This is a genomic window from Maritimibacter harenae (assembly GCF_009882975.1).
GTDB lineage: Bacteria > Pseudomonadota > Alphaproteobacteria > Rhodobacterales > Rhodobacteraceae > Maritimibacter > Maritimibacter harenae.
Genome location: NZ_WTUX01000006.1, coordinates 273,981 through 287,339, shown reverse-complemented (window position 1 = coordinate 287,339; position 13,359 = coordinate 273,981). Strand labels below are relative to the sequence as shown.

Below are 13,359 nucleotides of genomic sequence, written 5' to 3'. Positions count from 1 at the left end.
GCTCAACGTAACAGGACCATGACAGGCCCGGCGATCACAGCGCGTGCCCGGCCTTCAATTCCATCTGGTGCTCCGGGCGGCTGCCCTTGACCCCGAGCGCGCCATAGAGCGTGACCACGTGGCCGATCACGATCAGCGCGGGGCCGGGCAGCTCGGCCTCGGCCACCTTCGCCTCGATATCGTCGAGCCGCCCGAGGATGACCCGTTGATCCAGCCGCGTGCCGTTGTCGATCACGGCGACCGGCATGTCGGGCTCCACCCCCTGCGTGAGCGCACGCTTCGTCACCTCGCCCAGCGCATTCAGGCCCATGTAGACGACGACCGTCTGCCCCTTGCGCGCGTACCGGGTCCAGTCGTGATCGAGCACGCCCCCGGCCCCGTGCGCGGTGATGAAGACGCAGCTTTGGGCATGATCGCGGTGGGTAAGCGGGATACCGGCCGCCGCCCCGCAGCCCGCCGCGGCGGTGATGCCCGGCACGACCTCGACCGGGATGCCGTGGGCCGCGACGTCCTCGAGTTCTTCGCCGCCGCGCCCGAAGATGAACGGATCGCCGCCCTTCAGGCGCAGAACGCGTTCCCCCCGCTGCGCGCGTTCGATCATCAGGTCGGTGATCTCGCGTTGAGTCATCGTGTGCGCGTTGGGCTTCTTGCCGACGAAGATCCGCTCGGCGTCGCGGCGCACGAGGTCGATGATCCCGTCGCCCACCAGCCGGTCATAAAGCACCACGTCGGCGTGCTGCATCATGCGCAGCGCCTTGAAGGTCAGAAGGTCGGGATCGCCCGGCCCCGCGCCCACGAGCCAGACCTCGCCATGCCTGAGATCGGCCGACCCGCGCGCGAGGTCCTCGTGCAGGCGCTCCTCGGCCAGTCCCTCCTCGCCCGCGAGGAAGGCGTCGCCCACGGGTCCCTCGATCAGGTTCTCCCAGAACCTTCGGCGGTTGCGCCCGTTCGGCACGGCTTCGTAGATCCGGCCCCGGAACTTCGCGAGGAACAGCGCCAGCCGGCCATAGGCGGCGGGCAGCATCGCTTCCATCCGCGCGCGCAGGATACGGGCGATCACGGGGGCCGCGCCGCCGGTCGAGATGGCGATCGTGATCGGCTCGCGCTCGACCACCGAGGGGGTGATGAAATCGCAGTAGGATTTCTCGTCCGCGACGTTGACCAGTGCCCCGGCGGCCTTCGCCGCACGATGGAGCAGCGTGTCGCGCTCCGCCTCTTCCGACGCGCCATAAGCCACGAGGCAGCCGTCGAAATCGGCTTCGACCGGCACACGGGCGTGGTGCGTCAGGCGTTCGTGGCCCAGGAACCGGCGCACTTCCTCGCCCGGGTCGGGGTCGAACACCTCGACCAGCGCACCCGCGTTCAGCGCCCGCTCGACCCGGCGGGCCGCGACGGTGGTGCCGCCGTCCACGATCACGCGCTTTCCGGCGACCTCGAGAAAGATGGGGAGGTAGTCCATCGACCTGCCTTTCATTGCCTGATCGTCCGTGTCGCGTGAACCGGGGGACAAGTCAAACCCGGCGCGAAGACGAATATCGGCGCGGGGGCGCCCTGCATGGACGATGGTCTTGGCTTGGGCGCTCTGCCCGCAAAACTGGCCGGTCGTGCAGGGCGCGGCGAAACGCCGGTTCTTATCTGCGCCGCCCCCTACACCCGCCGCGCGGCTCGGCGTAGGTTGCAGATTATGACGATCCGCCACCCTTACACCGCGGACAACCCGCACCCCTTCGCGCCCTACGTGGCGATCCTCGCACGCGGCAAGACCAAGCAGCGCCCCTTCACCTTCGAGGAAGCGCGCGATTCGATGGCGATGATCCTGCGGGGCGAGGCGCTGCCCGAGCAGGTGGGCGCCTATCTCATGCTGCTCAGGCTGAAGGAAGAGACGCCGGAAGAGATCGCCGGCTTCGTCGAAGGCACGCGGGCGACGTTCCAGCGACCCGAAAGCCTGCCGCAGGTGGACCTCGACTGGTCGTGCTACGCGGGCAAGCGCGTGCAGCTTCCGTGGTTCATCCTGTCGCTGCTCGCACTGGTGCAATCGGGCGTGCGCGTGGCGATGCACGGGGCCGAGGGGCACACGCCGGGCCGGGTGTATACCCGCGACGTGTTCTCCCGGTTCGGGCTTCCGGTCGCGGACGGGTTCGACAGCGCGGCCCGCCAGATCGAGCAACACGGGCTGAGCTACATGCCGCTCGAAACCCTGTCGCCGGTGCTGCGCGACCTGATCGAACTGAAGCCGGTGCTGGGCCTGCGCTCGCCGGTGAACAGCTTCACCCGGCTGCTCAATCCCTTCGACGCGCCGACCGTCATGCAGGGAATCTTCCACCGCGGGTTCCTCGACATCCATTCCGGCGCGGCGCAGATCCTCGACATTCCGAACATGGCGGTGTTCCGCGGCGACGGGGGCGAGATCGAGGTGCGGCCGAACAAGCCGTGCCCGGTCTGGACCACCCACGGCACCGCCGACCCGGTGGTCGAAACCTGGCCCGCGACGCTGGAGGACGGTCACGCCCCCGCGGACGAGGACATGCGGGTGGATTGGCTTGTCGATGTCTGGGAAGGCCGGGACACGGATCCCTATGCCGAGGCCGCGATCCTGTCGACGCTGGCGGTCACGCTCAAGACGATGGGGCGGGCCACGAGCGCCGGGGACGCCCGGTCGCAGGCCCGCGACATTTGGGAGGGCCGGGACCGCTCACGTTTCGCCCCGGAGTGACGCGTCGGCATCGGGCCGGTATCCGCCAAGGCGGGTTTTCCTGTCTTCGGGCTGTCATCTTTCGCGCCTACGCTTGCGCGAAAATTTGACAGGAGGACAGCATGTCTCAGGACTTCACCCTTTCCCGGCGCAGTTTCATGACCGGCACCGCGGGCGCCGCGCTGGTCGCGCTGCACCCGTTCTCGGCCCGCGCGCAGAACGCGCAGGCGCATCTGCGGATCATGGAGACGACCGACCTGCACGTGCATGTCTATCCCTATGATTACTACTCCGACCGCCCGGTCGACACGGTGGGTCTCAGCCGCACCGCCGCGATCATCGAGGACATCCGCGCCGAGGCGGTGAATTCCATGCTGGTGGACAACGGCGACTTCCTCCAGGGCAACCCGATGGGCGACTACATCGCCTACGAACGGGGCATGAAGGAGGGCGACATGCACCCGGTCATCACCGCGATGAACGCCGTCGGCTTCGATGCCTCGACGCTGGGCAACCACGAGTTCAATTACGGGCTCGACTTCCTGATGAAATCACTGGCCGGCGCCGACTTCCCGGTCGTTTCCGCCAACGTGGCGACAGAAACGGGCGCCAACCCGCGCGACGACAAGACCCTCGTCCCGCCCTACGTGATCCTCGAGCGCGAGGTGACGCTGGGCGACGGGACCACGGCACCCATCAAGGTCGGGCTCATCGGCTTCGTGCCGCCGCAGATCATGACCTGGGACCGCCGGCACCTGGAAGGCAACGTGACCGCCCGCGACATCGTGGAAACCGCGCGCGCCTGGGTGCCGCAGATCCGCGAGGAGGGCGCCGACATCGTCATCGCGCTCAGCCACTCGGGCATCGGGTCCGCCGATCATGCCGAGGGCATGGAAAACGCGAGCGTCCCGTTGGCCGAGGTCGAGGGGATCGACGCCCTGATGACCGGGCACAGCCACCTCGTCTTCCCGTCACCGACCTATGCGGACTACGCCGCGGTCGATTCCGAGAGCGGCACGATCCACGGCAAGCCCGCCGTCATGGGCGGCTTCTGGGGCTCGCACCTGGGTGTCATCGACCTGCTGCTGGAGCGGGACGGCAACGAATGGCGCGTCGTGATGGCCGAGACCGAGGCCCGGCCGATCTCGAAGCGCAACGAGGACCGCAGCGTGACCGCGTTGGTCGAGGACGTGCCCGCGGTGCTCGCCAGCGTCGAGCAGGAGCACGAGGAAACGCTGGCCTACGTGCGCCGCGCGGTGGGTGAAACCGCGGCGCCGCTGCACAGCTACTTCGCGCTGGTGGCAGACGACCCCAGCGTGCAGATCGTGTCGAACGCCCAGCTCTGGTACATCGAGCAGATGATGGCCGGAACGGAGCACGAAGGCCTGCCGATCCTGTCCGCTGCCGCGCCCTTCAAGGCCGGGGGCCGGGGCGGGCCGGAATACTACACCGACGTGCCCGCGGGGCCGGTGGCGATCAAGAACGTGGCCGATCTCTATCTCTACCCGAACACGGTGCGGGCGGTGAAGATCACCGGCGCACAGCTCAAGGGGTGGCTGGAACGTTCGGCGGGTATGTTCAACCAGGTCACGCCGGGCGCGGCAGACCAGGTGCTCCTGAACCCGGATTTCCCGTCCTACAATTTCGACGTGATCGACGGCGTGACCTACCAGATCGACCTGAGCCAGCCGTCACGCTTCGACACCGACGGGGCCGAGGTGAACCCGGGTGCCAGCCGGATCGTGAACCTGATGCACGATGGCGCGCCGGTGACGGACGACATGGAATTCGTCGTCGCGACCAACAATTATCGCGCAGGAGGGGGCGGCAGCTTCCCGGGCGCCAAGGGCGACACGATCATCTTCGAGGGACCGGACACCAACCGCGACGTGATCGTGCGCTACATCGTCGAACAGGGCACCATCAACCCGCGCGCGGATGCCAACTGGACCTTCGCGCCGATGGACGGGACCACGGTGCTGTTCGACACCGGCCCCAAGGCGGCCGCCTACGCGGAGAGCGTCCAGGGGGTCGACATCGCCCCGGCCGGCGAAGGCCCGGACGGGTTCGCGCGGTTCCGCATCACGCTGTGATCCCGAGAGGATCCGGAACGCGGGCGGGGATCTCGGTCCCCGCCCCTTTTTCTTTCATGTTTTCAATGTTCTGCCACAACTCTACTTTTCTGGGATTCTAGAATTCTGGAGCCGCGACGGACCCCGGGCCCGCCTTGGGCCAAGCGCGGAACCTCTCACTGGCGACGCGGCGGTTGATCCCCGGTCACCCGCGCTCTATCACCGGCGCAAACGGAGGCGCACATGGCGAACCATCTCTACAAGCGCGACCTGCCGGACGGGCTCGACCTGGGCCCGGTCGTCGCGATCGACTGCGAAACGATGGGGCTGAACCCGCATCGCGACCGGCTGTGCGTCGTGCAGATGTCCGGCGGCGACGGCAACGCCCACCTCGTGCAGGTCGAGAAGGGGCAGACCGAGGCGCCGAACCTCGCCGCGATGCTCACGAATCCGGACGTGCTCAAGCTGTTCCATTTCGGGCGATTCGACATCGCGGCGCTGCTGAACGCGTTCGGCGTGGTCACGGCGCCCGTCTATTGCACGAAAATCGCATCGAAACTGGTGCGCACCTACACCGATCGCCACGGGCTCAAGAACCTGCTCGAGGAACTGTTGCGCGTCGACATCTCCAAGCAGCAGCAGCAGACCGACTGGGGCGCCTCCGAACTGACCGAAGCCCAGCTCGATTACGCCGCCTCCGACGTGCTCTACCTGCACCGGCTGCGTGAAAAGCTCGACGGTCGGCTGGCGCGCGAGGGGCGCACCGAGCTGGCCCAGGCCTGTTTCGATTTCCTCCCGACGCGCGCGCAGCTTGACCTCGCGGGCTGGCCGGAGATCGACATATTCGCGCACTGATACAACCCAAGGTAGTATCCGAACGCCATTGACAAGACCGGGAAACGGGCGCTCAATAATCATGATGCATGAGGCCGCGCACTTTGTTTCGTGCCGTGACGCAAGGTGTCACAGCACGTCCCACGCCCAGGGCAACCGGGCGGCGCGCTTCGCACAACTCCCTGAAATCCGTCCCTTTTTCGTGACCCTGCGCAGTTCGCGCTGAGGCACGGGGGCTTTCCATCCAAGAGGAGGAACCATGCAGTATCAAATCAGTGGCAAGCAGATCGACATCGGTGAAGCGCTCCAGGTCTACGTCAAGGACGGCCTCGGCACCGTGGTCGAGAAATACGCCGAACGCCCGACCGATGCGCATGTGATCTTCTCGAAAGCCGGCAGCGAATTCGTCTGCGAGGCGATCGTGCACCTGTCCACCGGCCTCACCGCCCAGGCCTCGGCCCGCGCGCACGATATCCACGCCTCTTTCGACCAGTGTGCCGAGAAGATGGAAAAACAGTTGCGCCGTTACAAGCGTCGCCTGAAGGACCATCACAAGGTGCGTGCCAACCCTGTTGATGTTTTGCAGGGAGCCTCTTATATCCTCGCCGCGGAAGACGGGCCCGACGAGTCGGAACCGGAAAGCATGGAACCCATGATCATCGCCGAAATGGAAACGCGCATTCCAGCGCTTTCGGTCGGCGAAGCGGTGATGCAGATGGAACTGGCCCATGCGCCGGTGCTGGTCTTCCGGAACGAAAAGTCGAACGGCGTGAACGTTGTGTATCGTCGTGATGATGGAAACATCGGTTGGATCGACCCCGGCAACCTCTCCTGACCCGGGCGGGCGAGAGCGGGAAAGCAAGTAGGACTCATGGAACTTTCCGAAATCCTTCGGCCTGCCGCCGTGAAGGTGGTCGCCAATGCTTCCTCGAAGAAGCGGCTGTTTCAGGACCTTGGTGACGTTGTCGCCGCGGCCTATGGTATCGATTCCGCGGGCGCCTTCGCGGCGCTCCAGGAACGCGAAAGCCTGGGCCCGACCGGCGTCGGCCACGGCATCGCCCTGCCGCACGCGCGTATCGCGGGCCTCGACCGGGTGGTCGGGGCCTTCTTCCGGCTGGAAAAGCCCGTCGACTTCGATTCGGTGGACAAGCAGCCCGTGGACCTGGTGTTCGCGCTCTTCGCGCCGGACGGGGGCGGCGTGGACCACCTGAAGGCCCTGGCGCTGGTGTCGCGCACGATGCGCGATTCCTCGGTCACGGCCAAGCTGCGTGCCAATTCCAGCCCGGATACGCTTCACACCATCCTGACCGAGGCGCAGGCCAGCCACGCCGCCTGATCAGGCGGCGTCCCAGCGGTCGAACCCGAACGCCATGTAGTCGCGGGCATAGGCCGCGCGCGTGGCCTGTTCGACGGTGTCGTCGTAGATCTCCGCCAGCGCGAAGGGTTCGTCCGCGATCGCCGGGCCCAGCGCCGGCGGCTCCACCCCGGTTTCCAGCGCGACCATCGCCAGCCCATGGGCGACGAGGTCCTCGCGCAGCACGTGATCGGGAGCCACGAAGGCCGCGAACCCGCGAAGCAGGTTGTCCTGGGTCGCCCAGATCGGCTCGACCCCGTGCACGCTCGACCCGCCCAGCGATCCGGCCACGAAATCCAGGAACTGCAGGAACGCCCCCCGGTGCCGGTCACGGTCGTATCCGTCGCCCACCGGCGTGTCCCAAGGGATGTCGAGACCGTATTTGTCGATCAACCCGTGGCGCAGGTCCCATTTCGTCCAAGGCGTGTGGTTCAGCACGTAGCGGCAGAACACCGCGTGCGCCCGCGCGACCGGGTGACGCAACACGGTGAAGGTCCGATGCCCCTTGTGGGCGCTCTTCCATTGCCGGAATTCCTTCTGCGTGAACCCGGTGTCCAGCACGTCGCGATGCACGTCGTCCACGGCGCCCAGCCAGTCGCGGATCTCCTGGTCCAGCGCGCCGGGGATCGGCATGAAGCAGATCGGCGCCACGTGGGCGGTCACGAAGGTAGGCACCGACGGGCCGCGGGCCGGCTCGAAATTCGGCAATGCGTCGAGGTCGTAACGGTCGATCTCGGCGATCGTGCGCTCGAGGTCCGCGAAGTTCTCGACCTTGTCGGCCAGCGGCTCGGGGTTCTGCTTCTTGAACCGGCCCGAGGGCCGCTTGATCGTCTCTGTTTCACCCAGAAACCGCGCCAGCCCGTTGATGATCTTCACGTCGCGCAGGTCGTCGTAGTCGATGTAGAACGCGGCCTGTCCGCTTTCCTGCAGCCGGCGCAGGATGTCGCGCTGGTGATCCTTGAGCAGGTGGTAGCGGTGCTTGAAGTCCTTGGGGTGGAACTTCATCTTCCCGCGCACCTTGTCGGCGTGGTCCGAGAGCTTCCACTGGTCGGTGTTCCACGCGATCTGCTTCGACACGTAGGCTTCGACCTGGTTGCGGTTGAGAATGACCTTGGCGCAGCGCGCATCCTGCATCACGTGGTCGAAGACCCGGCGGTCGTGGTTGTGAAACAGCCGGAACCCGGGGATGCCGTCGGTGTTTGCCTTCAACACCTCGATCAGGTGCATCGGGTCCGCGTCGCGGCTTTCCATCGTGACGCCGAACAGGTCTTCGGTCTCAGGTGTCACCATGAACCACGGGTTGAACGCCTCGCCGTAGCAGGTGAGGCCCGGGAACTCGTCCAGCGTCGATTCCAGGAAATTGGACCCCGTGCGCATTTCGGCGAGGATGACGAAGTAGTCGAAGGGGCGGTCCATGAGCGTCCTATTTCACCAGGTAGGGCTTGCGCGGGCGCTGGCGGGCGTGGCCGCCCACGGGGCCGGTCGGGAAATCACCCATCAGGTGGGGCTGCATCCCCTGGTTCTTGAGATTCTGAAGGAACTGGCCGAACCCGTCGAGCGATTTCAGACGCGGCGCTTCGGTCAGGCGGCTGGCATGGCGCGCGCCGATCTCGTCGATGATGGTCTGGAGCGGCTCCATCGGGTTGTCGATGAAATCGGCGAGCGTCCAGATCCGCACCCGTGCCTTCACCCAGATCGAGCGCAGCACCTCGAGGTGCTCCGCCTCGATCCGTTGCAGCCGCGCGGCCTCGCGCCGGATGTCGGGGAAGTCGCGGTTGGCGTGGAACAGCGGCACCGCCCAGGCGCCTGAGATCACGCTGACCTGCGCGTTTGGATCCTTCGCGAGATCCCAGGAGATGTCCTGCGTGTCGGCCGGGCCGAACATGAAGCACTGCCGCTCGCCGCGCGTGTTCCAGACCAGGTTCGTGAGGAAGGCGCGCGGGTTGTAGTCGCGCAGCGCCGCGCTGTCGGTCAGCGCACCCGCGAAGACACGCTCCCCACCGGCGAATTCGACCCTATCCGGGCCGAACAAGTGGCCGTGCACCCGCGTTCCGGTGACCCGCGCGAGCCAGTCCTCGAAATCCTCGAAGAGCTCGGTGAACCCCTCGAAGACAGAATACTGCGCCGAGGTCAGTCCGTTCTCCCAATCCTCGTTTGGAAACCGGCTCTGCATGTAGAGCCCGGCGCGCCCCTTGGTGCGCCGTTCGACCGCCTTGGAAAAGATGCGGTCGATCTTGGCCGGGTTCGGCTCGGCCCCGGTGGCGATGGCGCCGTCCTCGGACAGGAACCCCTCGTAGAGCTTGTCGGCGTGCGGCCAGATCTTGCGCGCGACGAAGCAGTCGGAGCGGCGCAGAAGCTGCATGTGATCGTCGTAGAAGATGTGCGGTTTGCCCTGGAAATCGAACTTGGACAGGGTGAGCGACCGGCTCTCGATATTGGTGGAATAGAGCCTTGCGAGGGTCTGGAAATAGCTCTCGTCCGGAATCCACACCCGCGAGAAATAGCGGTCGTAACGCACCCGGCTGGGATCCTTCAGGATCGCGGTCAGAGTCTGGCGCGTCAGGCACCACCACTGGCTGCCAAGATGCGGGTTCAGCTCGAGCGGGATGCGCCGCTGGAACCGCACCCGGCGTTGCAGGTTCACGTAGGCGTCGAAGGTCCGGCGGTGGCGTTTCCATGAGAACGGGAAACGCAGCGTGAAGCGTTCGATGTCGAGTCCGCCGACGGTCCACGGCACGTCCTCGGTCGTGACGCTTTCGATGAAATCCGTCTTGGGCCGCGCGGCGAGGTACGCCTGCAATTCCTCCACCGGCCGGAGCGGTAGGCACGACCCGGAGGCGAGGTAGACGTGGCGCACCAGCGGGAACTCGGCCAGCAGAAGCTCCGATGCCGCCTGGCTGGCCTGTACGAGGCTCCAGGTCCCCCATTCGCAGCTGTAACGCTGGCAGAAGCGCACGTTTTCGAGGTCCGAGAGGCTGTCGACGAAAGCCTGGTACTTGCGCGCTTTCACCTTGCGGTCGACGTGGATCACCACGGGGCAGCCGTGGCCGGCCCAGTGGCGCGCGACCTGTCCGGCGCGGCCCAGCGCGGTGTGAACGAGCATGGCGAAGCCGACACTCACGCCCAGTTCCCCTTCGACATCACGCCCAGAATCTCGAGCTGGCGCCAGTTGATGTATTTTTCGGACCACTTGCACCACAGGTCCGGGTCTTCATCGAGCTTCTCGTGGTAGGCCCGGTATTCGTGGCTGGCCGCGTAATGCTGCTTGCGCTCAAGCTCCTCGGCCGCCTTCTCCGGGAAGGTGTGGAGGAACTTGGCGTGCAGCAGGCAGCCCGACGCCTTCTCTCCACCCCATTCGTCGTAGACGAGGTTCAGGCCCCGCGGCAGCAGGGTGTGGGTCGAGGACACGTAGGCATAATTGCGGTGCCACTTCACCAGCGGGATCTTGTTCAGCGCGGGGGCGCGGGCGGGATTTTCCGGGAAGAACATGCGCGCCCGCGGGCCGCCCTGGATCCAGAGGTTCCCGAACTTCTTGTTCTTCTCGATCATGTAATTGCCGGCGTCGAACCAGTTCGCGATCTCGAACGGGTCCTGCCCTTCTTCGTAGGACCGGCCGCCGACCGGCCCCTTGGGATACATGTCGAGCAGCATCGCCCCGAAGCTCTTGATCGACGAGGCGTCGAGCCAGTCGGTCAGCGCGCGCAGCCCGCGCGTGTCGCAGAACGGGTAGACCAGGAATTCATCCGGATCGACGGTCAGGCACCAATGCCCGTGCCCGTGCCGGCGCATCAGCCAGTTGAGCCAGTCGATCCCGAACCGGGCGCGCTTGTAGCTGGCGCGCGCGGACCAGAGCGAAACGTCAGGCTGTTCGGCCAGGTATTCGCGCGTGCCGTCCGTGCTCGCGTTGTCCACGAAGACGAAGTGGTTCACGCCCATGTCGCGGTAATAATCCAGGAAATAGGGCAGGCGGATGCGTTCGTTGCGGGCGGTGCAGAATACCAGGATATCGCGCGGCCGGATGGATTTCGTGCGGTCCGACACGCGCCTGAGCTCACGCCGTTTGCGAAACGCCCGGATCAACCAACGCTTGCGCAGAAGACGCAGCCGGTATGTCCGAACGATGCCCAATGTTGCCCCTTCTCCGCCCGCGCGGGCCCAATTGCCCGTATCAAAGGCACGCTAACACGCGGTTGAAGTGAGCTTCCCATGACGGAAGCTCGATCCTGCCTGCCTGTGCCGTTTTTTCGCCTGCCGCAAAGCTTTTGATCGAATTGGTCCAAAGATACATAGCGTCCGGGTCCAGGTAAACGATGTTGTTTCCAAACACTTCGCGGTAGACTGGCAGGTCCGTGGCGATCACCGGACAGCCCAGCCCCAGTGCCTCGCCGGGCGGAAGCCCGAAGCCTTCGACCCGGCTGGGCATGACAAGCGCGCAGGCACCCTGGATCAAGGCGGCGAGTTGCGCGTCGGGCAGGGGGCCGAGCTCGCGCACATGGGCCGGGTGGGCGTCGAGCCGGGCGAAGACGGCCTCGTTGTTCCACCCCCGCGCGCCGACGATGAAAAGCAACGGAACCTCGTCCGAGGGCAACTCGGCCGACAGTTCGCGCCAGACGTCCAGCAGCAGCGCGTGGTTCTTGCGCGGCTCGATGGTGCCCAGCGACACGAAATAGGGCTTGTGCGGCGACAGGCCGGGGGGAAGCGCGCCTGCGGCGGGCGGCGTCACGCCAAGGTGGGCGACGACGGCATCGGGCACCCGGCCCAGGCGGGCGAACTGCGCCTCTGTGGTGCGCCGCGTCGCTTCGGCGGTGTGGATGACGAGATCCGCCTTCATCGCCACCTGCCGCATCCGTGTCTCGAAGCTTTCGACCGTGCCGGGGCGCTGCCACTCAGGGTGATCCAGCGGGATCGTGTCATGCACCAGCACCACGGCCCGCCCCCCGGCCGCGTGCACCGCGTCGAAGACGCTGGCGCGCAGGTTCGAATGGCCCGTGTTGATCCAGACCGGCGGGCCGGGCAGGTGGGTCTTGAGCATCCAGGCAAGGCCCCGGCGTCCGGATCGTGCAACGCACAGGCGATGCAGGTCCGACTCCGCCCGCCGCCGGTCGGGATGTGCTTTCAGAAAAAGCCGCGTGCGCAGGTCGGTCGCGCCCCACGGCACGCGGCCATGCAGCCGGTCGGCCAGCGCGCGGGTGCCATCACGGTCGAACAGGGTGAACCCGAAGGACGAGCGCACCAGCGCGAAAAGGTCCCCCGGCTCTGCAAGAAGCCGGTCGAGATAGGCGGCCTCCACCCGGTCCACGCCGGTCCAGGCCGCCCGCCCGACGCGCGAAACGAGCCGCGACAGGTCCAGAAGCCTCGTGTGGGCCTGTCCCTCCACGGCCAAGGCGGCGCGCTATTCCGCCGCCCGGTTGCTGGCGACGATGTCCTCGAGATGGGCCATCAGCTCCTTGCGAAGCTCCTTGCGCTCCAGCCCGAAAGACACGGTCGCGGCGAGGTAGCCCGCCTTGGACCCGCAATCGAACCGCGTGCCCTCGAACCGGTAGCCATGCACGGGGCGCCCCTTGACGATCTCGTCGGCGATCGCGTCGGTCAGCTGGATCTCACCGCCCGCACCCTTGCGGAAATTGCCCAGGTTCTGGAGCACGTCGGGCGTGATGATGTAGCGGCCGATCACCGCGAGGTTCGAGGGCTGGGTGCCCGGGCGCGGCTTCTCGACCATGCCCTTCACCTTGTTCAGCCGCCCGTCCTCGCTCTCCACGTCGAGCACGCCATAGGCATAGGCCTTCTCCGGCGGCACCTCCATCGCGGCGACCATGCAGCCGCCGGTCTCCTGGTAGGCGTCCACCATCTGTTTCAGGCAGGGCTTCTCCGCCGCGATCACGTCGTCGGGCAGGATCACCGCGAACGGCTCGTCGCCGATCAGGCGGTGCGCGCAGTAGATCGCATGACCCAGGCCCAGCGCCTTGTGCTGGCGGATATAGGCGATGGCGCCGGATTCCATGTTGGTCGAGCGCAGCACGTCCAGAAGGTCGTCCTTGCCCTTGGCCACGAGGTCGGCCTCCAGCACCGGGGCGGAGTCGAAGTAATCCTCGAGCGCGCCCTTGCCGCGAGAGGTGACGAAGATGAACTCCTTGATGCCGGCCGCGCGCGCCTCGTCGATCGCGTACTGGATGAGCGGGCGGTCGACCAGCGTCATGATCTCCTTCGGGATCGACTTGGTCGCCGGCAGGAACCGCGTGCCCAGCCCGGCAACGGGAAAAATGGCCTTGGTCACCTTGGTTTTCATCTTGATTTCACCTTTTCAAAACTTCCGTCCCCGACCGGGGTAACAACGCAACGCACCGGGGTGAACAATAGCCCCGCGATATGGCGATGTTATGTCTGGGGGGCCCAAAGGTCACCCGGAT

11 protein-coding genes are annotated in these 13,359 nt (G+C 66.3%); 5 read left to right on the top strand and 6 right to left on the bottom strand.

Annotated features, from left to right (window positions below):
- Window positions 1-34 precede the first annotated feature (34 nt).
- Window positions 35-1,474, bottom strand: a complete 1,440-nt coding sequence (gene cysG, locus GQE99_RS03845; RefSeq protein WP_235917095.1) for a siroheme synthase CysG — start codon at window positions 1,472-1,474, stop codon at window positions 35-37.
- A gap of 210 nt (window positions 1,475-1,684) precedes the next feature.
- Between cysG and GQE99_RS03840 the strand changes: the two genes are divergently transcribed.
- The 5 genes from GQE99_RS03840 to GQE99_RS03820 all read left to right on the top strand — a co-directional run bounded on the left by GQE99_RS03840 (window position 1,685) and on the right by GQE99_RS03820 (window position 6,934).
- Window positions 1,685-2,713 (top strand): glycosyl transferase family protein, encoded by a 1,029-nt coding sequence (locus tag GQE99_RS03840; RefSeq protein WP_161350259.1) that lies wholly within the window; start codon window positions 1,685-1,687, stop codon window positions 2,711-2,713.
- A gap of 101 nt (window positions 2,714-2,814) precedes the next feature.
- The gene (locus GQE99_RS03835) at window positions 2,815-4,785 is read left to right on the top strand and encodes a bifunctional 2',3'-cyclic-nucleotide 2'-phosphodiesterase/3'-nucleotidase (RefSeq protein WP_161350258.1); all 1,971 of its coding nucleotides are present in this window, start codon (window positions 2,815-2,817) and stop codon (window positions 4,783-4,785) included.
- Window positions 4,786-5,007: 222 nt separating this feature from the next.
- Entirely contained in the window at window positions 5,008-5,619 is a 612-nt protein-coding gene (locus GQE99_RS03830) for a ribonuclease D (RefSeq protein WP_161350257.1), read from the top strand.
- A 238-nt stretch (window positions 5,620-5,857) separates the two neighbouring features.
- Window positions 5,858-6,433: a ribosome hibernation-promoting factor, HPF/YfiA family gene (gene hpf, locus GQE99_RS03825; RefSeq protein WP_161350256.1), complete on the top strand. Its 576-nt coding sequence runs from the start codon at window positions 5,858-5,860 to the stop codon at window positions 6,431-6,433.
- 36 nt (window positions 6,434-6,469) lie between these two features.
- Entirely contained in the window at window positions 6,470-6,934 is a 465-nt protein-coding gene (locus tag GQE99_RS03820) for a PTS sugar transporter subunit IIA (protein ID WP_161350255.1), read from the top strand.
- On the opposite strand, the gene GQE99_RS03815 is transcribed toward GQE99_RS03820, so the two are convergent.
- The 5 genes from GQE99_RS03815 to GQE99_RS03795 are packed head-to-tail and all read right to left on the bottom strand — an operon-like array spanning window position 6,935 to window position 13,238.
- A complete protein-coding gene (locus tag GQE99_RS03815) occupies window positions 6,935-8,368 on the bottom strand; it encodes a nodulation protein NodH (protein ID WP_161350254.1) in 1,434 nt (477 codons plus the stop codon). It abuts the gene before it with no gap.
- 7 nt (window positions 8,369-8,375) lie between these two features.
- Complete coding sequence (locus GQE99_RS03810; RefSeq protein WP_161350253.1) at window positions 8,376-10,073, bottom strand: DUF5927 domain-containing protein; 1,698 nt, start codon at window positions 10,071-10,073, stop codon at window positions 8,376-8,378.
- Window positions 10,070-11,080, bottom strand: a complete 1,011-nt coding sequence (locus tag GQE99_RS03805; protein WP_161350252.1) for a glycosyltransferase family 2 protein — start codon at window positions 11,078-11,080, stop codon at window positions 10,070-10,072. Before GQE99_RS03805 ends, GQE99_RS03810 begins: the two co-directional genes overlap by 4 nt.
- Before the next feature lie 40 nt (window positions 11,081-11,120).
- Entirely contained in the window at window positions 11,121-12,329 is a 1,209-nt protein-coding gene (locus tag GQE99_RS03800) for a glycosyltransferase family 4 protein (protein WP_328794041.1), read from the bottom strand.
- Between the two features lie 15 nt (window positions 12,330-12,344).
- Window positions 12,345-13,238 carry a UTP--glucose-1-phosphate uridylyltransferase gene (locus GQE99_RS03795; protein WP_161350250.1) on the bottom strand — a complete coding sequence of 298 codons (894 nt, stop codon included), beginning with the start codon at window positions 13,236-13,238 and terminating at the stop codon, window positions 12,345-12,347.
- Between the last annotated feature and the right edge of the window lie 121 nt (window positions 13,239-13,359).

What these genes read in the sequence shown, in the direction of transcription:
- cysG (WP_235917095.1), bottom strand. Translation starts at nt 1,474, where the DNA reads ATGAAAGGCAGGTCGATGGACTACCTCCCCATCTTTCTCGAGGTCGCC.
- GQE99_RS03840 (WP_161350259.1), top strand. Translation starts at nt 1,685, where the DNA reads ATGACGATCCGCCACCCTTACACCGCGGACAACCCGCACCCCTTCGCG.
- GQE99_RS03835 (WP_161350258.1), top strand. Translation starts at nt 2,815, where the DNA reads ATGTCTCAGGACTTCACCCTTTCCCGGCGCAGTTTCATGACCGGCACC.
- GQE99_RS03830 (WP_161350257.1), top strand. Translation starts at nt 5,008, where the DNA reads ATGGCGAACCATCTCTACAAGCGCGACCTGCCGGACGGGCTCGACCTG.
- hpf (WP_161350256.1), top strand. Translation starts at nt 5,858, where the DNA reads ATGCAGTATCAAATCAGTGGCAAGCAGATCGACATCGGTGAAGCGCTC.
- GQE99_RS03820 (WP_161350255.1), top strand. Translation starts at nt 6,470, where the DNA reads ATGGAACTTTCCGAAATCCTTCGGCCTGCCGCCGTGAAGGTGGTCGCC.
- GQE99_RS03815 (WP_161350254.1), bottom strand. Translation starts at nt 8,368, where the DNA reads ATGGACCGCCCCTTCGACTACTTCGTCATCCTCGCCGAAATGCGCACG.
- GQE99_RS03795 (WP_161350250.1), bottom strand. Translation starts at nt 13,238, where the DNA reads ATGAAAACCAAGGTGACCAAGGCCATTTTTCCCGTTGCCGGGCTGGGC.